The sequence below is a fragment of the Janthinobacterium sp. UMAB-56 genome (assembly GCF_900095265.1).
In the GTDB taxonomy this organism is placed as follows: Bacteria; Pseudomonadota; Gammaproteobacteria; order Burkholderiales; family Burkholderiaceae_D; genus Janthinobacterium.
Window position 1 is genome coordinate 14,445 of the sequence record NZ_LT607675.1, and the last position, 23,864, is coordinate 38,308.

General features: G+C 65.2%; 20 protein-coding genes and 1 pseudogene. 1 reads left to right on the forward strand and 20 read right to left on the reverse strand.

The window, feature by feature from the left end:
- Positions 1-58: 58 nt before the first annotated feature.
- The 7 genes from K0F85_RS27020 to K0F85_RS27050 all read right to left on the reverse strand — a co-directional run bounded on the left by K0F85_RS27020 (position 59) and on the right by K0F85_RS27050 (position 7,517).
- The gene (locus tag K0F85_RS27020) at positions 59-1,732 is read right to left on the reverse strand and encodes a methyl-accepting chemotaxis protein (protein WP_219118921.1); all 1,674 of its coding nucleotides are present in this window, start codon (positions 1,730-1,732) and stop codon (positions 59-61) included.
- A 160-nt stretch (positions 1,733-1,892) separates the two neighbouring features.
- Entirely contained in the window at positions 1,893-2,888 is a 996-nt protein-coding gene (locus tag K0F85_RS27025) for a fumarylacetoacetate hydrolase family protein (RefSeq protein ID WP_219118922.1), read from the reverse strand.
- A 10-nt stretch (positions 2,889-2,898) separates the two neighbouring features.
- The gene (locus K0F85_RS27030) at positions 2,899-3,711 is read right to left on the reverse strand and encodes a cyclase family protein (RefSeq protein WP_219118923.1); all 813 of its coding nucleotides are present in this window, start codon (positions 3,709-3,711) and stop codon (positions 2,899-2,901) included.
- A gap of 10 nt (positions 3,712-3,721) precedes the next feature.
- Positions 3,722-4,852, reverse strand: coding sequence for an FAD-dependent oxidoreductase (locus K0F85_RS27035; protein ID WP_219118924.1), 1,131 nt, complete (start codon positions 4,850-4,852; stop codon positions 3,722-3,724).
- The gene (locus K0F85_RS27040) at positions 4,836-5,237 is read right to left on the reverse strand and encodes a Rieske 2Fe-2S domain-containing protein (protein ID WP_257638193.1); all 402 of its coding nucleotides are present in this window, start codon (positions 5,235-5,237) and stop codon (positions 4,836-4,838) included. The genes K0F85_RS27035 and K0F85_RS27040 overlap by 17 nt, the downstream gene beginning before the upstream one ends.
- A complete protein-coding gene (locus tag K0F85_RS27045) occupies positions 5,224-6,180 on the reverse strand; it encodes a VOC family protein (RefSeq protein ID WP_219118926.1) in 957 nt (318 codons plus the stop codon). The genes K0F85_RS27040 and K0F85_RS27045 overlap by 14 nt, the downstream gene beginning before the upstream one ends.
- 221 nt (positions 6,181-6,401) lie before the next feature.
- Entirely contained in the window at positions 6,402-7,517 is a 1,116-nt protein-coding gene (locus tag K0F85_RS27050) for an amidohydrolase family protein (RefSeq protein ID WP_219118927.1), read from the reverse strand.
- Between the two features lie 308 nt (positions 7,518-7,825).
- On the opposite strand from K0F85_RS27050, the gene K0F85_RS27055 reads away from it, so the two are divergent.
- Positions 7,826-8,863: a fumarylacetoacetate hydrolase family protein gene (locus K0F85_RS27055; protein WP_219118928.1), complete on the forward strand. Its 1,038-nt coding sequence runs from the start codon at positions 7,826-7,828 to the stop codon at positions 8,861-8,863.
- A gap of 140 nt (positions 8,864-9,003) precedes the next feature.
- Here the strand turns inward: K0F85_RS27055 and K0F85_RS27060 are convergent, their stop codons facing one another.
- From K0F85_RS27060 to K0F85_RS29070, 13 genes and pseudogenes are all read right to left on the reverse strand, one after another.
- Positions 9,004-11,442, reverse strand: coding sequence for an RND family transporter (locus tag K0F85_RS27060; RefSeq protein ID WP_219118929.1), 2,439 nt, complete (start codon positions 11,440-11,442; stop codon positions 9,004-9,006).
- Positions 11,439-12,545, reverse strand: a complete 1,107-nt coding sequence (locus tag K0F85_RS27065; RefSeq protein WP_219118930.1) for a YCF48-related protein — start codon at positions 12,543-12,545, stop codon at positions 11,439-11,441. The genes K0F85_RS27060 and K0F85_RS27065 overlap by 4 nt, the downstream gene beginning before the upstream one ends.
- A 63-nt stretch (positions 12,546-12,608) precedes the next feature.
- Positions 12,609-13,961 carry a DUF1329 domain-containing protein gene (locus K0F85_RS27070; RefSeq protein WP_219118931.1) on the reverse strand — a complete coding sequence of 451 codons (1,353 nt, stop codon included), beginning with the start codon at positions 13,959-13,961 and terminating at the stop codon, positions 12,609-12,611.
- Positions 13,962-13,979: 18 nt separating this feature from the next.
- Complete coding sequence (locus K0F85_RS27075) at positions 13,980-15,689, reverse strand: DUF1302 domain-containing protein (protein WP_219118932.1); 1,710 nt, start codon at positions 15,687-15,689, stop codon at positions 13,980-13,982.
- A gap of 122 nt (positions 15,690-15,811) precedes the next feature.
- A complete protein-coding gene (locus K0F85_RS27080; RefSeq protein ID WP_219118933.1) occupies positions 15,812-16,957 on the reverse strand; it encodes an MFS transporter in 1,146 nt (381 codons plus the stop codon).
- Positions 16,958-17,132: 175 nt separating this feature from the next.
- Entirely contained in the window at positions 17,133-18,359 is a 1,227-nt protein-coding gene (locus K0F85_RS27085) for a gallate dioxygenase (protein WP_219118934.1), read from the reverse strand.
- Positions 18,360-18,434: 75 nt separating this feature from the next.
- Positions 18,435-18,860, reverse strand: a complete 426-nt coding sequence (locus tag K0F85_RS27090; RefSeq protein ID WP_219118935.1) for a nuclear transport factor 2 family protein — start codon at positions 18,858-18,860, stop codon at positions 18,435-18,437.
- Positions 18,861-18,883: 23 nt separating this feature from the next.
- Positions 18,884-19,582: an alpha/beta fold hydrolase gene (locus tag K0F85_RS27095; protein ID WP_219118936.1), complete on the reverse strand. Its 699-nt coding sequence runs from the start codon at positions 19,580-19,582 to the stop codon at positions 18,884-18,886.
- 36 nt (positions 19,583-19,618) lie between these two features.
- The gene (locus K0F85_RS27100; RefSeq protein ID WP_306986127.1) at positions 19,619-20,302 is read right to left on the reverse strand and encodes a 4-carboxy-4-hydroxy-2-oxoadipate aldolase/oxaloacetate decarboxylase; all 684 of its coding nucleotides are present in this window, start codon (positions 20,300-20,302) and stop codon (positions 19,619-19,621) included.
- Between the two features lie 16 nt (positions 20,303-20,318).
- Complete coding sequence (locus K0F85_RS27105; protein WP_219118943.1) at positions 20,319-21,344, reverse strand: amidohydrolase family protein; 1,026 nt, start codon at positions 21,342-21,344, stop codon at positions 20,319-20,321.
- A gap of 31 nt (positions 21,345-21,375) precedes the next feature.
- Positions 21,376-22,509: a 4-oxalomesaconate tautomerase gene (locus K0F85_RS27110; RefSeq protein WP_219118938.1), complete on the reverse strand. Its 1,134-nt coding sequence runs from the start codon at positions 22,507-22,509 to the stop codon at positions 21,376-21,378.
- Between the two features lie 36 nt (positions 22,510-22,545).
- A complete protein-coding gene (locus K0F85_RS27115) occupies positions 22,546-23,499 on the reverse strand; it encodes a PDR/VanB family oxidoreductase (protein ID WP_219118939.1) in 954 nt (317 codons plus the stop codon).
- Positions 23,496-23,864: pseudogene (locus K0F85_RS29070) on the reverse strand (aromatic ring-hydroxylating dioxygenase subunit alpha); the annotation flags it as partial. The gene K0F85_RS27115 and the pseudogene K0F85_RS29070, both read right to left, overlap by 4 nt.

Consider the following 23,864-nt stretch of genomic DNA (forward strand, 5'->3'; position numbering starts at 1 on the left):
TTGTTGGCATGCGCCAGCGGCGCCTCAGGCGCCGTCTGCCCGCACCTGGTGGCCGAAATCATGGCAAGACCAGGCGCTCGGTGTCCCGCTGCCTGGTCAGCCCAAACACGGTTTCGGCTGGTGAAGAAGGTGCTGGCGTATCCTTTACGTGGAAACTGTTCACCACATGCGCCAGTTCAAGCGACTCGCCCTGCATGACCGCTGCGGCGTCGGCCAGTTTGACAGCGAGCGCGGCATTTTGCCGGGTCGCCTTGTCCAATTGAAGCACCGTGTCGTCTATGCTGGCAGCGATACCACGCTGACGCAGCGTTGCCTGCGCAATGTTCTCCACCGTATGGGTGACACTGTTGGCGGCCGCCACAAGCTGATTCACCGTGTCGGTGGCCGCTGCCAGGCTGGCTTGACCTTGCACGATACGCGAGCTGGTCTCGGCACTCAAGCGGCGGATCTGCCCGGATGCCTCGGCGGCGCGATGGGCAAGTTGACGCACTTCGGCCGCCACCACGGCGAAACCGCGCCCCTGCTCACCGGCACGCGCCGCCTCCACGGCAGCATTCAAGGCCAGCAGGTTGGTCCTGAAGGCGATGCTGTCGATCGCTTCAGGAATTTGCGTGATCTGGCGTGACACCACGGCGATGTGATTCATGTTGGCGGCAAGTTTAACGACTGCAGCACTGCCATGCCCTGCATCATCGCCCGCCTTGCGTGCCATTGCGCTCGCCTGCATCGCCACGTCGACACCAGCGCCCAGCTCCTGCGCAAGTTCGCGTGCTGCCAGCGAGGTTTCCTTCAGACGTATGACGGCCTCCTCAGTACGCCTGGATAAATCTTGACTGCCTATGCTGATGTCGCTACTGGTGCTGCTCACAGTGGCAGACGACTTCCGCAGCGCGAAAACGGTATGGCGCAGACGCTGTTGCATGATGTCCATCGCGACCAGCAGCCTGCCGAATTCGTCGCGGCGCCTTGCATCGACGGAAGCGTCCAGGTGGCCATCCGCGATGCGCTCGGCCACCGCCACCATATCCGCCACAAGGCGCGTCATGTAACGCACGATGCCAACGGCAGCCAGCACCGCAGCGAGCAAGGCGAGACCCGAAATGACAGCGATGCCCGTGGTCGCGGTTTGCCTCTGCTCGCGCATGGCCTGGAACTCGCGCTGGCTGGCGCGGCCGGCGGCATCCACTATCGCGGCGATATGCTGGCGCCACTTGACCTCGGCTCCCTCTGCCGGCAGCAGCACACCGAGTGCCGCGTCCGCAGTGGCGCCATTCAGGACGGCATTGATCGCAGCGTCATGGGCGAAGGCTAGCTCCTCGCGAAGAGTACGCACACTAAGCAGCTGCGCCCGCATCGCCAAAGCCTCCGTGTCGCTGCCGGCCAGTGCGGCATCGAGCGAACGCTCGACGGCTTCGTAGTGTTTCTTCGTCTCCGTCAGCGTGGCAGCCTGGGCCTTCAGGTCCTCGGGATCACTCAACATGATCAACGTTCGCATTTGCCGCATCCAGTCGAGCTGTGCCGCATTGAGCCGGTGTGCAATATCGCTGCGCCGGTTGTGCTTCCCTTCGATACGCTCGACCTGGTCGTTCAAGGCATGCATCTGCCACACCATACCGGCGGCCATCAACAGCAACAGGCCAATGATGAGGGTGAAGCTGAGGACCAGCCTTTGCTGGACACCGAAGCGCAAGCCAATCCATCGCATCCGCCATGCCTGTTTTTTATCTCTCATCCCTGATCCCTATAGCGTGTTCCAATGACATGACTACGGCAGAAAACCGGATCAGGTCTTGCGGGTGTCCAGCCCTCCGATCGGTAACTTCTGCATATCCTGCCGCGCATACTGCATCGCCCCGGAAGCGTGCGGCGCACCGGGGCAGCAATCGCCGAGATCACGCTCGCTGGGTTTCGCCTGCCGCCACCACACGCTGGTCGATCGCACCGAACGGCGCCTCCCCGCCAGCCGTGCGCGCGCACATGCGGACCCGGTCACCGAAACGCATGAAGGCGGTAAGGGGCGCGCCCTGGGCCAAGATCTCGATCACGCGCCGCTCCGCAATGCAGGCTGAGCCCCGCTCGCCGCCGGCATTCGACACCGTGCCGCTGCCGAGGATGGTGCCAGCGCCGAGCTTGCGGGTGCGTGCCGCATGGGCCAGCAGCTCGCCGAAGCTGTAATGCATCTCGCCGCCGTTCGGACGGCCGAAATGCACGTCGTTCCAGCTCACTTCCAGGTCCAGTTGCACCCGACCGTCACGCCATGCGTCGCCCAGTTCGTCCGGCGTCACGGCGACCGGCGCGAAACTGGTCGACGGCTTGGCCTGGAGGAAGCCGAAACCGGCGCGCATCTCGCGTCCGGCAAGGGCGCGCAGGCTCCAATCGTTCAGCTGGACCACGAGGCGGATGGCGCGCTCGGCAAGATCGGACGTCACCCCCATGGGTAGCGCTCCGGTCACGACCCCGAATTCGCCCTCGAAGTCGATGCCGAGTGCCTCGTCCGGCATCGGTACCGGCACGCAGGGCCCGAGGAAATCGTCGGACGCACCCTGGTACATCACGGGGACGGTGTCGAAGTCCGGGATCGGCTCTGTATTGAAAGCGCGTTCCATCAAATGACCATGGTTGAGGAAGGCGGAGGCATCGCACCATTGAAAGGTGCGTGGCAACGGCGCCATACAGCGCGCTGGATCGAATACCCCGGCACCGGATCGGTCCCCGTCGTTGAGTGCGTCCGACAGGCGCTGTAGCGCGGGGGCGAGCTCTTCCCAATGCTGCAGCGCATGCAGCAGGTCAGGCGCAATGCTGCTGGCGTCGACCGCGCGCGACAGGTCGCGGGACACGACCATCAGCTGGCCGTCCGGCTGGCCGTTATGGTAAGTGGCGAACTTCATGGCATCTCCCTCATTTGCGCGGCAGCGCCAGCAGCGCGTCGTCGATGATCGCCACCGCGCGGGTCCAGCCGGCCGAGCCGCGACGCACCTTGTGCGGGAAGCAGCTGATGAAGAAGCCGTGGTCTGGCAAGGCTTCGAGCTTGTGCAGCTTCTCGAGATGACAGTAGCCGATGTCGCGTCCCGCCTTGTGACCTTCCCAGATCAAGGACATGTCGCCGGTCTCCGCGATCTTCTGAGCGGTATACGAGAATGGCGCATCCCAGCTCCAGGCATCGGTGCCGGTCAGGCGCACGCCGCGCTCGAGCAGGTACATGGTCGCTTCGTAGCCCATGCCGCAGCCGGCCGCAACGTAGTCGTTATGGCCATAGCGGCTGCCAGCGCGCGTGTTGACCACCACGATGTCGAGCGGCTGCAAGTCGTGCCCGATGCGTTGCAGTTCGGCTTCGACGTCCCTGGCAGTGGCGACGTAACCGTCCGGGAAGTGGCGGAAGTCGAGCTTGACGCCCGGCTGGAAACACCATTCGAGCGGTACCTCGTCGATCGTGATCGAAGCCTTCTTCTCTCCGTTCTTCGCGTCCATCGTCGAATGGAAGTGCCATGGCGCATCGAGGTGGGTGCCACTATGGGTGGTCATCGTCACCCATTCCGCAGCGGCCGCCTCGCCGTCAGGATAATCGGCCGGGGTGGTGCCGGGAATCATGTCGATGAAGCCTTGCAGCGTCTCGGCATGCTTCTGGTAAGTGATCTTCGGGGCCAGCGGCGGCGGATCGGACAGTACCTCGTTTTCGAGGAAGATGGAGAGGTCGATAAATTGGCGGGTCATGATGTTTCCTTCAGATCGGGGCGGCGAGCGACATCATCGTCTCGCGCATGATTTTTCCGTGTTCTTCCTTGTCGCCACCTGCGATCTCGATCTCCCCGAGTCGGCCGGAGTTCTCGACCACCATGCGGCAGCGCTCCCAGCGGCGCTCCTGGTAGTGCGCCAGCGCATCGGCAACCGAGCCGCCCTTGCCCACCTCTTCGGCAAGCACGATCGCATCCTCGATCCCGATGCAGGCGCCGGCGGCCATGTGCGGCGTGGTCGCATGCACGGTGTCGCCGACCAGCACCACCCGCCCCTGGTACCAGGGGCGCGGCATCAACAGGCTCTCCAGCGGGCGGTACACGATCTGCGACCCGGAATCGAGCTGCGCGGCGACCTGCTGCATCAGCGGCGCCGGGAAGCGCGCCAGCAGGCCCTTGAGCGTGGCCAGGAATTCGGACGGTGCGACATAGGTATTTTCCTTGCGGTCCTCGGTCACGAACAGGTACATCTCGTCGTGCGATACCGGATTCAGGCCAGTCTTGACCTTGTCGCCCACCCACATCATGGCGCCGCCGACTTCCGGCGGACGCGGCAGCACCGCGCGCCACACGCCCTGGCCCGTGTAGCGCGGCTTTGGCGCATCCTGGAACAGGCTTTCGCGCACCTTCGAGTACAGCCCGTCGGCGCCGATCACGAGGTCGTAGCGCCCGTTGCTGCCGTCGCTGAAGGTCACGTCGACGCCATGAGCGTCCTGCTCGATGCGGGTGAAGGTGCAGCCCAGGCGTACCGCGACGCCGGCTGCGCGGGTCGCCTCGGCAAGAATCTCCGCCAGCACCGGACGCATGATCCCGCCGTTACCCGGCACGTCCGGCCCGGCCAGGCGCGGGGTCGGCAGCGTGGCCACCTTGACGCCGGTCGGAATGCAGATGTCGACGTTGTCCGTTGCCGCGCCGCGCGCCATGAAGGCGTCGAGCACGCCAAGACGCCGGAACGCGCGCAAGGTGGCGCCTCCCAGGCTGATGCCTGCGCCATACGAGCGCCAGCCGGGGTCGATCTCGACCAGATCGACCTTGATGCCCTGGCGGCGCAGCTCGATGGCCGCCGCCATGCCGGAGAATCCGCCCCCGATGATGAGTACTTTGTCAGCCGTGCTTGTCATTTTCCCTGTCTCCCCCATGCTCACGCTGGATAAAAATTTCTTGTTGTGTTGTAGTAACGATGTCAACGCGCTGCAGCGACTGGCCCATGCAAGGCCCCAGCGTACAAACGCCACTGGCGATGTCGAATTGCGCGCCGTGCGCCGCGCACACGATGCGGCTGCGATCAGCATTCAGGTATGCATCCTTGCGCCAGGCCATCGGGGTGCCGCCGTGGTGGGGACATGCGTCGCGCCATCCATGCACCCGGCCCTGATGGCGTACCAGCAGCACCGTGTCGTGCCCCTCGTGCCAGGGGTCGAAGCCGCGCGACTGTCCTTCGGCCAGTTCTTCAGCACGGCACAGGAAAGCAGCCCCCGCCAGGTTCGCCTGCTTAATGCCGCTCACCCGCCCCTCCCGCACCCGGCGGCGGGCCGCCGGGTGCCCACTTGTCGCGCGGCGCGAAAAGGAACAGCTGCGACGCGTCGGCATCCATCGGCACTGCGCGCGCACTCCAGCTTTCGTCATGGGTGTCCATGTCTGCGTCGTACTCGACGTGGCAGCCGAGCGGACTGTTGAAATACCAGAACCAGTTCGAACCCATCTTGTGGCGGCCCGGGCCCCAGAATGGCTGGTAGCCCTTGCTCACGAAACGGGTCCCGGCCTGCATCACTTCGGTCGGACCGCCCATGTGAAAAGCGAAGTGCTCGCAGCCTTTCATGAACGGCGGGGTCTGGATCATGAACAGCGCGTGGTGGTCGGCACTGCCCGCCGGCCGCAGGAAGGGACCGGCGCCGAGCAGGCGATCGGTACAGACAAAACCCAGCCGCTGGTAGAAGGCTTCGGCCCTAGCCGTGTCGGGCACGAAGTACACAACGTGCGACAGCGTGCGCGGCAGCGCTGGCGCGGCCTCGTCAACGCCCAGCGCATTGGCCGGCCGGCCGGCCGGCGCGCCGGGCGCATTGATCGCCTCGGCCGGGAGATCGAGCGGGCGCCGCCGGCTTACCTGGAAGCCCAGCACGAAGCCCATGTCGTCGACAGCTTCGATGCTGCCGTCGGCAAGTCGCACGACCTCACGGTCGCCGCTTAGTTCTTCGGCAATGCTGCCCAGCGTGGCCTCGTCGGTCACGCCATAGACGGTTTTGCGCAACATGCTTGCCGTCGCCATGGCGGGCGGCAACGTGGGGTCGTCCTTGTGCGCGATCACGATCGCGCTGCCGTCCAGCGCCTCGAAACGCCCGCCGCGGCTGTCGACACCGACTGGCGTCAGGCCGTAGTCGCTCAAGTACTGCGCGCAGGCGGCAACGTCGTCGACGCCGAACAGGAGTGCGTCTGGTCCAATAATATTCATGCGATGATCCTTGAATGATAAAAATGATGCGGGCCGCGCACTCGTCGAAGCCGGATCGTCCGCCTCGTCGCAGCACCCGGTAGCGCATTGCTTCACTGTATGGAGAGGCAGCTGATCCGTAAAATGGTTAATTCCGATATGAGCTATCGGCCGGCTGAATGCGCTCGCGGCACGGGCACCGGGCATGGCCCTGGCAAGTCGTCCGGCTCCCTTGTGCGTGATCAGGTTCCGGCAGGCGCCTGCCAGTTGGCTGGCCGCAGCCGCTGGCCCAGCAGGCGCTCGGCATTACCGTAGGCGATGCGCTCACGGTCTTCCTGCGACAGGCCCGGCACCGCGTCGAGCAGCGCGGCCAGGCCGTACTGGCCCATGTCGAAGGGATAATCCGTACCGGTCACGACCTGGCCGATGCCGGCCTCGTGGATCAGGTGCCGCAGGGACTCCGGCTCGTACACGAGATTGTCGAACCAGATCTGGCGCAGGTACTCGCCCGGCGCCCTGGCGCAGCCGTGTGCGTCCGTGCGCGCCCCGTAAGCGTGATTCGAACGGCCGATGTAAGAAGGCAGATAGCCGCCGCCATGTGCCGCCAGTATCTTCACGCCCGGATAGCGGTCAAGGACGCCGCCAAAAATCAGGTGGGACAGCGCGATCGTCGTTTCGAGCGGCTGCCCGATCACGTTCGACAGGTAGTGGCGGTCGAGGCGCGATCCAAGCGTGGTGCCGAAGGGGTGGATGAACACGATGCAGCCAAGTTCCTCCACCTTGGCCCAGAAACGCTCGAACATCGGATCGGCCAGCTCTTTTCCGGCGACCATGGTCGATATCTCCACGCCGCGCAAGCCCAGCTTGCGCACGGCATGCTGCAGCTGTTCCAGCGCCAGGTCGGGATGCTGCAACGCCAGCGTGCCCAGGCCCAGGAAGCGGTCGGCATGGGTGGCGCACAGTTCCGCCATGCCCTCGTTCTGGATGCGCACCACCTCGCCCGCCAGGTCCGGCTCGGCCCAGTAGTAGTGCTGGGTGGAAGTGGGACTCACCAGCTGCATGTCGACGCCCATGGCATCCATGTCGCTCAAGCGCTGCGCGAGATTGGTCAGCTTCGGTCCCGCCTGCGGCAGCATGACCTGGTTGTTGTACTCCACCGTGGCGGCACCCAGCGCGCGCAGCATCATTTCCGGCTCCGCCAGTTTCTGCGGCTGGCCGGCGACCAGCTTCTCGACTTCCGGGAACAGCGCATGGCAGTGGAGGTCGACCGTGAACGTCCTGGCCTTCGCGTGTACCTGGGCTGGCGCGTCTGCCTGACAATCGCGGGGACATTGCGGCGTACATTGATGAAACAGCATGGGTTCTCCTGATAGTTAATCGATGGGCGGGCCGCGCAGAGCGGTCGGCAGCCGGTCGATTCTAACGAGCCAATGGCGGTCCATGGCATGGCTTTTTCGGATTGAAGCTATCGGTCAGGCCGATGCATCGCCCACGCCGCCGCAACACCTGCATCTATCGGTTTTACCGAAGCGTCCTGTCGGAATTCCGCATTCGTCAAGAATGCCGGCCTTGCCTATACTGCCTCTATGCAGGCCCCCTCTTGCTGCGGCCGTGCGCCGCAGGCATTCCACCTCCCGCACTATCGACTGACAAAGGAACACGCTTCATGACAGACACCCGCATCCAGGCCGGCTTCAAGCTCGGCACCTTCTCTGCCGCCGGCTCCCGGCCGTTCGCAGGACTCGTGCGAGGCGAGCAGGTCATCGCCCTGCATACCCTGCAGCGGCTGGCCGACGGCAAAGGCCTGGCGCTCTCCGGCACCGAATCGGTGTTCGCCCTGCTGCAGAACTGGCAATCGAATTTCGCGGCCTTGTCCCAGGTGCTGGCGCTGGCCGACCAGGCAGACGCGCTGCATTGGGCGCCGGTATCGAGTCTGCAGGTGCATGCGCCGGTCGATCTGCCGCGCCAGATTTTCTGCACCGGGGCCAACTATTTCAAGCATGTCGTCGACATCCTGGTCAGCATGGGTCCTGGCGCGCATCCGGGCACCGAACACATGACGCCTGCGCAGCTGCGCACCCACGCGGAAGACATGATGCGTGAGCGCGCCAGGAACGGCTCGCCCTATGTTTTCAGCAAGATCCCCTCCGCCATCACCGGACCGTATGATCCGGTCGTGCTGCCCGCCCTGGCCACGCAGCCGGACTGGGAATTGGAGCTGGCGGTCGTGATCGGCAAGGCCGCGCGCCATGTGCGGCGCGAGGACGCGGCGCAGTACATCGCCGGCTACACGATTGCCAACGACATCACGAGCCGCGACCTGATCTGGTGCAAGGAACCGAAAGCCATGGGCACGGACTGGATCTCGAGCAAGAACTCCCCCACTTTCCTGCCGCTCGGTCCCTACCTGGTGCCGGCTGCCTTCGTGGAAGATCCGGCGCAGCTGCAGATCGTCCTCAAGCTCAACGGCGAGGTGATGCAGAACGAAAGCACGTCCGACATGATCTTCGATATCGCACGCCAGATCGAATACATTTCCAGCCGCGTTCAGCTGTGGCCGGGCGACGTGATCTGCACCGGCTCACCGGCCGGCAATGGCATCCATTTCGGACGCTACCTGCGCGATGGCGACGTGATGGAAGCGTCGATCACCGGTCTAGGCGAACAGCGCAACCCTTGCATCGCCGAGCACCACGACCGCTGATCCTGCCGCACCCGGCCCGGCCCGAATGCGCGGCCATGGCCGGCATCCTCCCCCTTCCACGAAAAACAAAAGAACAGCGCTAAAACAAACAGGGCGCCCGGCTTTGCCGAGCGCCCTGTTCGCCAGCCAGCGACTCCCGATCAGTTCAGCACGCTTTCGCGCAAGCGGGCCTCGCCATCGCTCGCTTGCAGGACTCCCGGGCGCGCCGCCGGTGGGCGCAGCAAAAAGTACCCGAGCGCCGGCAGCAAGACCAGGGCACCGACCATATTCAACAGAAACATGAAGGCAAGCAGTATCCCCATATCAGCCTGGAATTTGATCGGCGAATACACCCAGGTGGCGACGCCGACAGCCAACGTAACGCCAGTAAGCATCACGACCTTGCCGGTAAACAGCAGGGCCTGGTGGTAGGCATCCGACAGACTCATGCCCTCCTTCATCCGCGCCAGGGTGACGCTTAATATGTAGAGCGCGTAGTCGACTCCGATACCGACGCCAAGCGCGATCACGGGCAGCGTCGCGACCTTCACGCCGATGCCAAGCGCCACCATCAGCACTTCAGCCAGGATCGAGGTCAGCATCAGCGGCAGCACCGCGACCACCACCGCGCGCCAGCTGCGGAAGGTGACAAAACACAGCAGGGTAACCGCGCCGTATACCAGGAACAGCATCTCGTACCAGGCGCGCTTGACCACGATATTGGTGGTGGCCTCGATGCCGGCGCTGCCGGCCGCGAGCAGGAACTGAATGTCGGCGGTGTTGTTGGCGGCGGCGAATCCTTGCACGTGGGCGACCACCCGCGCCAGCGTATCGGCGCGGTGATCCTGCAGATAAACGTACATCGTGAGCAGCCCGCAAGACTCGTTGTACAAGCCGCGCGGGGCGCCGGCTGTGACCGAATTGAGCATGTCCTGGTTCTTCACCAGTTCATACCACTTCGGGTTGGCCTCGTTCAGGCCGCTCAACATGCGGCGATTCAATAGCGCCAGCGTGTTGACCGACTCCACGCCATCGAGCTGGTGCAACTGCCAGTCGAGCGCATCGACCCGCTTGAGCACCTCGTAGCTGGAGCAACCGCCATTGTCGGGCGTCTTCACCATCACGGCAAAGACGTCGCTGCTGGCGCCGTAGTGCTCGCTGACGAAGGCAACGTCGCGGTTGTAGCGCGAATCCGGCCGAAGTTCTGGTGCGCCAGGGTCAAGGTCGCCGATCTTCAGTTGCTGGCTCATTACCACGCCACCGGCCGCGAGGATGCAGGCGCAGGCCACCGCCACGCTCGCATAGGGCTTGTGGGTAAACAGATCCAGGAAGCGCCACAGGCCTTTCTTGCTGCCAGCAGGATCGTCCCCTTCTTCCGTGCGCAGGCTGCGCTGGGCCGCGCTGGCGCTCACCCCAGTGTACGAGAGCAGGATCGGCAGCAGGATCAGGTTGGTAAAGATCAGCGCCGCGACGCCGATGCTGGCGGCGATCGCAAGCTCCCTGATCGCCTGGATATCGATCAGCAGCAGCACCGCGAAGCCGACCGCGTCGGCAAGCAACGCGGTGAGGCCAGCCAGGAACAGGCGCCGGAAGGTGCAGCGCGCCGCCACCAGCTTGTCGGCGCCGCGCCCGATATCCTGCATGATGCCGTTCATCTTCTGGGCTCCATGGCTCATGCCGATCGCAAAGATCAGGAAAGGCACGAGCATCGAATAGGGATCGAGCGCGTAGCCCAGCGTTGGAAGCAGGCCCAGTTGCCAGACCACCGCGATCAGGGAACTGAGCACGACCAGCACGGTCGAACGCACGCAGCGGGTGTACCAGAACACCATGGCGGCGGCGATCGCGATGGCGGCGGCGAAAAATAGCAGCACTTGCCGCAGCCCGTCGATCAGGTCGCCGACGATCTTGGCAAAGCCCGTGATGTGGATGCGCACGCCCTGGGGCTCGTACTGGGCCCGGATCTTCTCGAGTGCGGCGGACAGGGCCTGGTATTCGAGCGGCCTGCCTTCGGCATCGCTCGCGAGCAGCGGCACGTAGATGACGCTCGAACGGCCGTCGTGCGCCACGGTCTGGCCGCTCTCCCCCGAGCGGGCGACATTGGTCTGGAGCTTGCGCAGGCTGCCCTGCGAACCGTCATAGCCGTCCGGGATCACGGGCCCGCCTTCGAGGCCCTCTTCGGTGACGCCGACCCAGCGCGTGTTTGGCGTCCACAGCGACTTCATGAAGGGACGGTCGACGCCGGGCAGCAGGAAGACCTCGTCGTTGATCTTCGCCAGCGTGGCGAGGTAGCGCGGGTCGTAAATGCTGCCGTCGGGATTCTCGACGACGATGCGCACGGCGTTTCCCAGACCGCTGAGCTCCTTCTGGTACTTGAGGTAGTTCGCAATATAGGGATGCCCGGTCGGAACGGCTTTTTCGAAGCTGGCGTTCAAGCGCAGCTTGCCCGCCTGGTAGCCAAGCACGCAAGTGACGAGGGCGCACAGGAGGACGACCACGAGACGATGGTTGAACAGCAAGCGTTCGAGGAAGGAGCCGGACCGGAAGTCAAACGGCGCTACGCCGGGGGTGCGGGGGGTGGGGGGTGGTGTCGGGATCATTTCGCGGAGGTGGAATCATGGATTGCGCCCGGCTGGGCGGGAAGGCGCACGGCGCCGGACATGCCAACAGCGACGATGACGCCATCCGGCTGGACCAGTACATCGCTCAGGGGAGCGAGTGGCGGGGTTTTCAGGACCGCAGCCGGCCCGGTGGCGCCGGTGCGCAGCAGCATCCCGGCCTGGTTGGCCATCAGCAGTGCGTCGCCCTGCTCCCGCATGGCGGTGATCGACACCGGCATCGGCACGGGTATCCGGCTCCAGCTAGCCCCCTTGTCGCCGGACCGGTAGGCATTGCCGCCGAGCCCGCCAACGGCAACCTGCCCTTCAGTGATCGCGAGCGCGAAGAAACTGCCCTTGTAGGGCAATTCGATGCGCTCGAAACGCTCGCCGCCATCGCCGGAACGCAGCAGGAGGCCTTGCTCGCCGGCGATGTACACCTCGTTGCCGGATGCGCCGACCGCGTACAGATGGTGTCCACCGGGGTTGTCCAGGCGGCTGGAAATCGGGGTCCAGCTGGCCCCACCGTCGCGGGTGCGGAACGCCATGTTGTAGGCGCCGACCACGATGCCGTTTTTGGCGTCGCTGAAATGCAGGGAGAGGAAGGGTTTATCGGGACCGTCCGCGACCAGGCGTTGGGCTTCGGCCAGGTAGGCCTGGGCAGCGGGCGAGAGCGGGCTGCCGGCCGCCCGGGCCTGGGCGTCGCGCAGCGTCAGTTGCGCGGCCTGGACTCCATCGAGCTGCCGGGTCCAGGATGCGCCGCCATCACGGCTGTGCAGGATGACCCCATAGTGCCCGACCGCCCATCCATCGGTGGGCGTCGGAAACTGGACGGCGGCCAAGGATACGCTGGACGCCACCTTCGCCTGGCGCCAGGTGGCGCCGCCGTCGTCGGACAGAATGATGACGCCGCGCTCGCCGACCGCGACGATACGTTTGCCGGCCTGGGCGAGTGCAGTGAGGTAGGCTTTCGCCGGCTGGCGAACGGCCAGGGCCGCGCGCACGATCGGATCGGTCAGAGGCGCGCTGGACGCCGCCTGCGCCGCCGGGGCGGCCGAACACGCGGATGCCAGGGCCAGGGCCAGGATGGAATGCTTGTATTGCATGAGTTGCTCCAATATGCGCCGGCTCGGCTGCTCGCCGCTCCGGCGCCAATCTGCTAGGCCGGATCAGCGCGCGCCGCTGCCGAGGGAAGCCGGCGCAAACGTCGCGTCCGGGTAGCGCGGCATGATCTTGTACTGCGCCGATTTTTCATTGAGGACCTGGTTGGCGAACCAGGTGTTCGACAGCAGGTCGTAGAAGCCGAAGGTAACGCCGGTGGTCGCCGGCAGGTCCGGCATGGTCACCGGCAACTGCCACATGGTCTTCCACAGCTGACCCTTTGCATCCCAGCGGTCGCCCAGCACCGCCATCCAGGTGTCCTCGTCCAGGTAGTAGCGGCCTTTCGGTGCCACATGACGCACGCCGGGCTTCACATTCGCTTCCACCACCCAGACACGGTGCAACTCCCAACGTACCATATCGGGATTCAAGTGCTTGTCATTGATCAAGTCCAGGTCCTTGCCCGCCAGCGCACGGTTGCTGTTATACGGAATAAGCATCTCCTTCTTGCCGATCAGTTTCCAGTCGAAACGGTCGAGGCGCCCCGCGAACACACTCACTTCGTCAAAGCTCATCACACCGGCGGTGGCCGGGGTCGGGGTGTCGCAGCAGGCGTTCGGCAGCTTGCGAGTGCGGCGCTGCCCCGCCAGGTAGACGTAGCCGAGGTCGCGCTCCGAGTCCAGGTTCAGGCGTCCGAGGATAGCCTCGCCGGCACGGATCGGCGGCCCGGCGTTGACCAGGCGCAGATTCCAGTAATTGCCGTCGGCCGCTTCCGGCGTGCCGTCCTTGTAGAAGTAAGGCATGCTCTGGTCGGCGAGACCATCGACCGTCATCACCGGCTTGCCGGCCGAGGTGACCAGGTAGGCACGGTTATCGAACTGCCAGTCCTCTCCGCGCCAGGACAGCAGATGGTTCCACATCGCTTCGGCGCCATCCTTCGGGATCGGGAAAGGAATGCCGCCGTAAGCCCCGACAGGGATCTGCCGCTCATTCAGCTTGGCCGCAGTGGCGTTTTTCCGGGTGTTGTCGTAGACCCATTGCGGAGCCGCCGCCGTGCGGTGCGTCGGGTAGACATCGATGCGGTAGCTCGCATGCTTGGTGAGCATGGCCTTGGCGCCGTCGCTCAGCTTGTCGGCGTACTGGCCCATATTCTTGGCGGTGATCGAATACAGCGGCTTCTCGCTTGCGTAGGGGTCCTGGTCACGCCGGCCGCCGGCCTTGAAACCGGCCGGCACCTTGGTCAATCCACCGCCCCATGCGGGAATGCTGCCCTCCTTGTTGCCGGCCTTCTCCGCGCCCAGCGGGGTCAGCGTCGTGCCGAGTTTTGCGGCGTCCTCGGCGCCAACTGCGGCGCCGGCCATGCCGTGGATGCCAACCAGCCCGCCGATGCCTGCCGCAATGATTGCTCTCTTGAAGTTCATGGTGTGTCTCCCTGTTGATTAGAATGTGCGGCGCAGCGATACCGAGACGAAATCGCGGTCCTTCAGCGCCTGCTTATAGGTGTATACGGCGCCGGTATTGAGCGGCACTGCGGTCGGCGCGGCGGCGCCGTAGTAGTGGGTGAAGTTCAGGCTGAAGTGCCAGGTATCTTCGTAGCGCCCGGTAAGGCCGATGCTGATGTCGCCGCCCTTGTCGGGGCCGAACACCGAGCCGAATACGCCCGACGTGCCTTTCGGCGTGTAGCCGATGCCCACCGGGACATCGATGTCCAGGCCCGGCCTGAACTGACGGTAGGTCGGTGTGTAGACCGCGCGCATGCCCCATGCGTCACGAGTCGCGTTCGGGTCGAAGTGGTCGGCATGCGAGGTGATGCTGGTGACGCGGTTCCAGGCAAGTTCGCCCAGCAGCGTCGATTCGGGGGAAATGACATTGGGCGACAGCGACGCCAGCGTCGAGATATTCAGGTGGGCAGTGCGGCCCACTGGATAGACCGTGTTATCGCGGTTGTCCGAGGGCGCCGTCGGGCCGCCGAAAGCTGCCGGGACAATGCCGTACAGGTCGGTCGATCCTGCATGACTGAGCGGCGAGTTATGGCGTACCGACGCTTCAGCGGCTATATTGAACTCGCCGAACGTCCTGGACGCGCTGACGCCGTAGGTCCGGATGCCCTCATGGTAAAAATAGCGGAAGCCCGCCGGCGCTGGACCGGTGGCGGTCTGGGCCATGCTCATCACGATGTCCATCGACTTGCTGTGATAACGGGCGGCGTAGAAACCCAGGTCGATGTCGCTGCCGGCAGGCGTCCATTTGAGCTGGATCCCACCCTGCCCTGAGTCCTTGGCATTCACGTCGCCAAGGTAGCGCGCGCGTGGAGCCGGCGGAGGGCCGAGGAGCAGGCTTTCCCGACCAGGACCGATGTTGTCGCCGGAGCTGAAGTAACTGCCCGACGCCGGTAGCCGGTTCTCTTCCCACTCGTACTGGTAATAGCCGCCAAGCGTGAGATTCGAGGAAAGCTGGATCTGGCCCGATACCTGTCCCACCGGCCGTATCAGTTCCTTGAACGGGGTATTCGGGACCGACTGTCCCTTGATCACGTCGATCGGCTGCTGGGCTGCCGCGATCCCGTTCATGCCGTAGAACAGGGTCTCGCCGTAGACCAGCGCATGGCGCCCAACCCGCACCGAGACCGGCATCTCGCCGATCGTACCGTTGGCGAACACAAAGGCTTCGAGCAGCTCGGCCTTGCGGCCGTGCAGCTTGCGCGCCGTCTCGGTGAATTCGGTATGCGGCACCGACACGGCGTTGTAGGTGAAGGGCGAATTGTTGTCGGTGCTGCGGTTGTACACCGAGTCGTACCATGCCGCACCGCTCACGCGGGCGCCGAAGTTCTTGTAGGCCAGGTCGATCTCGGACAACAGGTCGACACGGTTCGAAACCAGGCCCCGGCTGAAGTTGCGGTCACCATCGTCGCCATTCGTGGCGTCCGGCCCGTCCACAAGCTCGGCGCTGCGGCTCTTCACGCGAACCGCAGCGCTGTACTTGACCGTGTTATCCCAGCGCAGCTTCAGGTCAGGATTGCCGGTATCGATATCGGCCGCGCCGGCGCTGCGCAGGGTCAGCAGCTGGCCGAATGCGAGCGCCAGCAGCAGTACCGCATGGCTTGCTTTTCCGGGATGTGAACGTGGGTGGGGACTTGCTTGGTGTCTCATGGATTCTCCAGTCTGGTTTTTCACGGGCAGTTGTCACCGCTGCCTTGCTTCTGAGGATGTCGTTAGCCGACGAGAATGGTCGCAACGCCGCTGCGACCGCGCATGGCGCCGTCTTGACGGCGTCAGGAATGCGACAGCACTACCTTGCCGGTGCGGCGTGGCAGAAAGCAGGCAACCGCGCAGCTGGCGATGAGCACTGCGGCCACGCCCAGGCTGGGATAGCCAGCCAACTTGACCAGGGTGCCACCGAGCAGCGGCCCGACCGCCGCGCCGAGCATCACCATGGCCGGGGTGGCGCCCACGGCACGGCCGCTTGGATCGAGCGCCGCCAGGAGTCCGAAAGCGAAGGTGTGCGTAAAGATCATGACCGCAGCGAAGAACAGTGCGCCGGCCGCGTAGGGAAGGAAAGTCTCGCTCTGCGTGAGCAGCAGTGCCAGAATGGCCTGCAGGATCGGGCCGCATACCAGCACCGCACGGGCATTGATGCGCCGCTGGAGCAAGGCCGCCAGCGGCGCCGGAATCAGGTTGACGAAGCCGAGTGCAATCAACAGCCCGCCTACTGCAGCCGCGCCGTAACCACGGTCGGCGCCGATGCGCTCGACAAAGGCGAACATCATCGCCTGCGTCATGGCCATGCAGCTGACACCCATGGCGGCCAGCCAGACGGCACGCGGCAATTTCCCGATCACGCCGGGTGCGGCGACGCCCGCTGTACGATTGGCCGGGAATCCGGCGGCGGCGGTACAGGCGGCGACCGCCATGACCCCGGCGAAGGTCCAGAACAACGCGGACGCGCCGACGGCGGCCACGATATTCGGGACGCCGCCCATGAAGGCGACGCCGAACACGCCCAGGGCGAAGCCGACGATGGCGAACAGACGGTGGGGATTGTGGCTGCAGCCGATGGCGGCGTGGGTGAGGCTCAGTGCAGTGCCCGTGGCGAGGCCGGCACACAGGTGCAGCACGGCCATGAGCGGGAAGGCATCCACCAACGCGACGGCGCCGAATGCGCAGGCGGCGACGGCGAAGCTGCCCGCCGCGACCGCGCGCGCCGGCATGCGGCCAGAGCGCGGCGCGACAATGGCGCTCGCGGCCACCGCGCCGATCAGAAACAAGGTGGCCAGTCCGCCGGCCTGCTGGGGGTCGAGGCCATAACCACTGATGAGGACGCCGACCCAGACCGGCAAAGCCACCAGATCGACCATCCCCGCGCAATGCGCCACCATCAGGGCCGCCCGGCCGCCCCAGCTTTCCGCAGTAGTTCCCATTTCTGTCTCCTTGATATTGTGTCACCCTTGGCCCCGCATACGTTGTGCGGGACATCTCGTTGTTTCCGCGCCGGCTGGCGCGAGGTGACCGATTGCCTACTCTAGCGGCAGAGCGCAGCCCCCACAACTCAGACCTTTCGATTGCTGGTATCGCGGGGATCAATAGCTGCACCGTTCAGGCCGATGCGGGCACCCGGCGCGTAGCGAGGAAGTCTTCCAGGCTTTCGCCGCGCATGCTCGCGTAGACCTCCAAGTTCGACGTGCGCCGCACCCGCGCGAACTTTTCGAGCACGAAGAAGGACACGCCATACCTGATCAGGCCGAGCCAGTCGCAGTTGCGCACCAGCGCCCTTTCCTCTTCGCTGAGTCCGGACTCTTCGAACGCCGCCTCGACGTCGCGCGTCACTAAGGCACGGAAGGCAGGCTCGCGGTGCCGCCAGAAGAAGCGGTTGAGCCCGAGCGCCTTGACGCTGTGTGCGATGTCAAAGGCATAGGTGCCGGGGATATCCTCTACACCCGACAGTTGCTCGTTGGCATGCGCGCGCACGGCTTCCCGTGGCCCGGCGCCGACTTGCTCATACACCGCCACCGCCATATTCGTGGTCGTGGCGAGGTAATGGTTCTGGTGCAAGCAGCGGATCTGGCCATCCATGGCGCCGCGCATGGCCATCCACATGATGACTTCCGCGCTTTCCGCTCCACCGCGACGTATCAGCTCCGCATGCGACAGTGCCTTGAGCACTTCGGGCTGTTCAACGAACAGGCGCAAGAATTCCTCGTCCCAGTCGGTGTCGTTGAAGCCGGTGCGTTCGCCGTGGATCTGGTGCGACAGCCCGCCGGTGCCGACCACGACCACCTTCAAGTCTTCCGGGAAGGATTCGATGGCGCGCCGCACGGCTTGGCCGAGCTTGTAACAGCGCGCGGCGGTCGGCAACGGGTGCTGGAGTACATTGATGGCGATCGGCAGGATGGCGCCCGGCCAGGCTGGCTCGTGCGGCCACATCAGCGCCAGCGGCGAATTGCAACCGTGGTCGAGCGGCCGGTCCTGGAACACGGCCATGTCGAATTCCTCGTTCAGCAGGCGGTTGGCGACGTGTTCGGCAAGCTTCGGGTGGCCCATGATATTGGGTAGCGGCCGCCGCCCTGCCCCCTCGTCGGCCATGTCGAATTCCGGCGACACGCCGATGGCGAAGGTGGGATAGCAGTCGAAGAAGAAGCTGTTTCCGTGGTCATTATAGAAAAAGACCAGGACGTCCGGCTGTTTTTCTTCCAGCCATTTCGCCACCGGCTTGTAGCCTTCAAACAGCGGCGCCCAGGCCGGGTCGTTCTGCCGCTGCCTGTCATAGGCCAGGCCAATGGTAGGGACGTGGGAGGTCCCGATACCGCCAATGATGTATGCCATGATGGCTCCCGAATGGTGAGTGTGAGTGGGTGTGAGTGAGTGTGAGTGAGTCTGAGTGCGGGTGAGTGTCGGCTGTCAGGCGATCCAGAACGAACCGCGTCGCTGCGCGAATTTCCAGCCTGCTTGCGTCAAGATGAAGCGGTCGACGAAGACGCCCGGCACCGGTGCGCCCGATTGCGCGATGGCGCCGTCCGCCGGCCGATTGGCGCACAGGAGCAATATCCGCGACCTGCCGCGCGCCGCGCGTTCACTGTCGACGTCGATCAGGATATCGCTGCAGACATGGAAGGTCATGGTGTCGTCCGGCCGCTTGCGAAACGCCGCCAGGATCGCCTCGCGTCCGCGGATGGCCTGTGCGGGTGCCGAGGGGCGGTACAGCACGGCATCGTCCGTGAACAGCTCGGCCAGCTCGTCGAAGCGGCGTTCGTCGTTCAGGTAGGCGTAGTGCGATACCAGTGCGCCGCAGGCGCGCTGTATCGCTATTTCGTCGTGGAGGTGCATGGATTTCCTTCGCTATGCAAGAATCATTCGGGCAGGGCCAGCCACTCGCGCAGTGCGCCGAGCACTGCGGCAGGCTGCTCCATCATCGACATATGGCCGCAGGCCGGTACCAGGCGCAGCATCGCGCGCGGCGCCAGTTCCGCCATGCGGCGATGGCGCTCGGGCGGACTCCAGCCATCGTCCATGCCGCACAGGATGAGCGTCGGGCAAGCGATGCCCTTCAAGACACTGGTTGCATCCGGCCGGGCGAGCAAGGCGCGGGTCTGCGCCTGGTAAATCGCGCCCGACATCCGGCCCACCATGTCGCGCACGGCCTGGACCAGCGCCACCTCCTCGCGGTGCTGCGGCGCCAGCATCGGCAAGCCCCACACCGTCGCTATCGCCTCGATGCCCTGCTCCAGCGCCTGGTTCAACAGCACGGCACGCCTGCCGGCTTCGCCCTCGGCCACGGGCTCGAAGCCGGTGTCGAGCAGCGCCAGGCGTTCGACCCGTGGCGCGGCGCGGCGCAGCACCTCCAGCGCGACCCGACCGCCCATCGAGTGGCCCGCCAGTGCAAAACGCTCGGGCGCGTGGCGCAGGACGTGCTCGGCCATCGCCTGCAGAGAATCCTGTTCCGCAAATTTCATGATCCGCACATCGTAGTCGCGCCGCAAGGCGTCGGCCTGGGATTGCCATACCACTTCGTCGCACAACAGGCCGCACAACAACATCACTGTCTTCATCGCTGTTTCCTCCTAGCTTGCCAGACTGTCCATGGCTCAATCGATATAGCGCAGGCCGGCCTGCGCCAGCGCGCCGCGCATATCGTACATATCCAGGCCCAGCACGCCTGCGGCCAGTTTCGCGCGCTTGGCGACCTCCAGTTCTTCACGCCGCTGCGCCAGCTCCGCCACCCGGACCGCATCGGCGGCGGGCACCACCACGACGCCATCCTCGTCGGCAACGATCACGTCGCCCGGGTTCACCAGGGCGCCGGCGCACAGCACGGGAATATTGACCGAGCCGAGCGTCGACTTGATGGTGCCTTTCGCACTCACGCACTTGCTCCACACCGGGAAGCCCATCTCGCGCAGTACCTTCACGTCGCGCACGCCGGCGTCAATCACCAGGGCGCGCGCCCCGCGCGCTTGGAAACTGGTGGCCAAGAGGTCACCGAAGTAGCCGTCCGTGCACTCGGCCGTGATGGCGGCGACCACGATATCGCCCGGTTCGATCTGCTCGGCCGCCACATGCATCATCCAGTTGTCGCCCGGGTGCAGCAACACGGTGACGGCGGTGCCGGCGGCGGCCGCATCCTGGTAGATCGGGCGCAGAGAGGGCTTCATCAGGCCGACCCTGCCCATCGCCTCGTGCACGGTTGCGCTACCCAGTCGACCGAGCTGTTCGACCGCCGTGGCGTCGGCGCGCCCGATGCCGCGGCGCACCACGCCGAGTTGGTTGATAAAGGGGGTGGCCATATCAGAGTCCTTTGCGTTGTAGTTGTGCGTCCAGACGCGGGAACACGGCGCGCGCATTGCCCTCGTAGATGCGGTAGCGCTCGTCGTCGCTGAGAGCTGCCGCCTCGATGTAGCGCCTGGTGTCGTCGTAGTAATGGCCGGTATCGGGATCGATGCCGCGCACGGCGCCGATCATCTCCGACGCGAACAGGACGTTTTTCACCGGGATTACGCGGGTCAACAGGTCGATGCCCGGCTGGTGGTAGACGCAGGTATCGAAGAAGATGTTGTTCAGCAGGTGCTCTTGCAGGAGCGGCTTCTTCAGCTCCTGGGCCAGGCCGCGGAAGCGCCCCCAGTGATATGGCACCGCGCCGCCGCCATGGGGAATCAGGAACTTCAGGGTCGGGAATTCTTTGAACAGCTCGCCCGTCAGGCACTGCATGAAGGCGGTGGTGTCCGCGTTCAGGTAGTGCGCGCCGGTGGTGTGGAAGCAGGCATTGCAGCTGGTCGAGACGTGTATCATCGCCGGGATATCGTATTCCACCATCTTCTCGTACAGTGGGTACCAGTGACGGTCGGTCAGCGGCGGCGACGTCCAGTGTCCGCCCGATGGATCGGGATTGAGGTTGACGCCGACGAAGCCGTAGTCACGCACGCAGCGCTCCAGCTCGGCAATGCAGGTCTCCGGCGCCACGCCCGGCGACTGCGGCAACATCGCCGCGCCGACAAAGTGGTCGGGAAACAGCTGCGCCACCCGCGCGCACAGTTCGTTGCAGATGGCGGTCCAGGTGGCGCTGGTCTGGAAGTCGCCGATATGGTGGGCCATGAAGCTGGCGCGCGGCGAGAATATGGTCAGGTCCGAGCCGCGTTCCTGCATCAGCCGCAGCTGGTTGCCCTCGATTGTGTCGCGCAACTCGTCGTCCGAAATGCGCAGCTCCGAGGCCTTTGGCCCCAGCGCTGGCGTGTTCAGGTTGGCGATCTGCAACTGGCGCCAGTGTTCCAGTGCTTTCGGTGCGGTTGTGTAATGACCGTGGCAGTCGATGATCAGGGGTGGTCGCATGTAGGGCTTTCTCGTAGCATCAAAGGGTTTCGGGAATCAGTACTTCGCCGCGCATGATGAGACGGGCGGTGCGCAGCAGGGCCGCGCGCACGACTTGCCCGGGCTGGTTCGGAGCGAGCGCGAGTTCGACGCTGAATTCGCCGCTCGGATGTTCGACCGACACGCGCTGCGCGAGCCCTGCGCCAACCTGCGCCAGGCCTTGCGTGACCGCGCCCTCGAGCATGCAGGCGGTGGCGACGGTGACCGCGGCCAGCACGCCGATGGCGTCGTGGCAGACGTGCGGAATGAAGCAGCGGGTCGCGATCGTCCCGCCCTTCGCGGGTGGCGCGACCAGGCACATCTTGGGATAACTCCTGGCGCCGACGTCGCCCAACCCCATCAGCTTGCCGGCGGCGAGGCGCAGGGCCTCGAGCGTCTGTTTGAGCGACGCATCGGCATTGAGCTCGGCCACCATTTCATAGCCGCTAAGTCCCAGGTCCGCCGCCCGCAGCAGCACCATGGGCATGCCGTTGTCGATGCAGGTCACGTCCAGTGCCAGCGCCCCCCGGTCGGCGCCGGTCAGCGCGATCCGGTCGCGCACCCGGCCCGTCGGCAGCAGGCCGCTGCAGACCGAGCCGGCGGTATCGAGGAAATCGATGGTGACCGGCGCGCCAGTTCCCGGCACACCGTCGATGCGCGCCTCGCCGCCATAGCGCAGTTTTTTGCCGGGCGTCTGCACGGTCACATCGCATTGCATGCCGGTGTTGAGCGTCAGGATGCGCGCGCTCGTCGCCCCCTCCTGCAACGGCAGCAGGCCGCGCTCGAGCGCAAAAGGCAGGACGGCGGCAAGCATATTCCCGCAATTCGGGGTAAGGTCCACCTGGTCGGAAGCCGGCTGCAGCTGGGCGAACAGGAAGTCCAGGTCGACGCCCGGCGTGGTGCTGGGACGAACGATGCCGACCTTGCTGGTCAGCGGATGGGCGCCTCCCAAACCGTCGATCTGGCGCGGGTCGGGCGAGCCCATGGCGGCCAACAGCACGCGCTCACGCGTCGCGGGATCGCGCGGCAGGTCGGCCTCGAGGAAAAAAGGACCACGCGAGGTGCCGCCACGCATTAACATGCAGGGGATGGCGCGCTGGTCGCTCTCGATAATGGTATTTACAACTGTATGCATGGATCGTTCTCCGAGGTTGGACGCCGGCGTGCTGGCCTAGATATCCAGGACCAACAGCCGGGTCTTGGCGCGAGAGCAGCAAGGCGTGAACTGGTCGTTCGCCGCATGCTCCTCGTCCGTAAGGTAGAGGTCACGGTGTTCGGGCACCCCGTCCAGCACCCGCGTCAGGCAGGTGCCGCAGACTCCCTCCTCGCACGAATACGGCACCTCGATGCCCTGCTCGGCCAGCACCTGGATCACCGAGCGCCCCTTCGGCACCGTGAGGACCTGGCCGCTCGATGCCAGCTGGACGTCGAAGCTCTGGTCGCCCGTGGTATCGATCGCCACTCCGGCGAAATACTCGACGTGCAGCTGCGCTTCTGGCCAGCCCTGCGCGCGCGCCGCCGCCAGCACATGCTCGATGAAGCCGCCCGGCCCGCAGACGTACAGATGGGTCTGTCCGGGCGCCGCCAGCAACGCTGGCAGGGCGAGCTGCTGTGCGGCGTCATCGCTGTCATAATGGAAATGGACCTGCCGGGAAAAACCGGACGCGTCGATGCGCTCGCGGAAGGCGGCGCGCTCGGGCGAGCGGGCGCAGTAATGCATCTCGAACGCGGCGCCTTTGCACGCCAGCGCTTCGGCCATCGCGAGGATGGGCGTGACGCCAATCCCGCCGGCGAGCAGCAGCGTACGCTCCGCATCGAGCAGGGGAAAGTGGTTCCTGGGCACGCCAATTGTCAGTACCGATCCGGCCTGCACCGCGTCGTGCATGGCCAGCGAGCCACCGCGCGAGGCCGCGTCGCGCAGGACGCCGATCACGTAACGGTGGGTCTCGTGCGGCGGGTTGCACAGCGAATACTGGCGTACCTGGCCGACGCCGACGTGCACATCGATGTGGGCGCCGGCGTCGAACGGCGGCAGCGGTGCTCCGTCAAGCCTCACCAGTTCGAAGCTGCAGATGTCTTCGGCCTCGCGCACCTTGGCCGCCACGCGCACTTCGATCGTGCTCATGACGCCTCCTGCGGCGCCGCTTCGCGCGCTAGCCAGGCATCGATGATGCGGCGCGACTGCACGCCGCCGGCGTCGATGTTGAGCATCAGGAGCTTGCGTTCGGGATGGCGCAAGAGGTTCTGCTGCTGGCGCTCGAGCATCTCGCGGTCTTCACCGAAGATCTTGCCCTGCCCCTCGCGGATCCTGCAGGTCAGATCGGCATCCTGCGGGTTGAAGTTGCGCGCCATGCCCCAGAAATACCAGTGCGAGGTCTCGGTCTCGGGCGTGATGAAGTCGACCACGATGCTCGACACCTTGTGGGCCGCATCGGCGTGGTAACCGCCTTTTCCAGCATGGGCCACACCGACCTCGATCATGACGTGGCT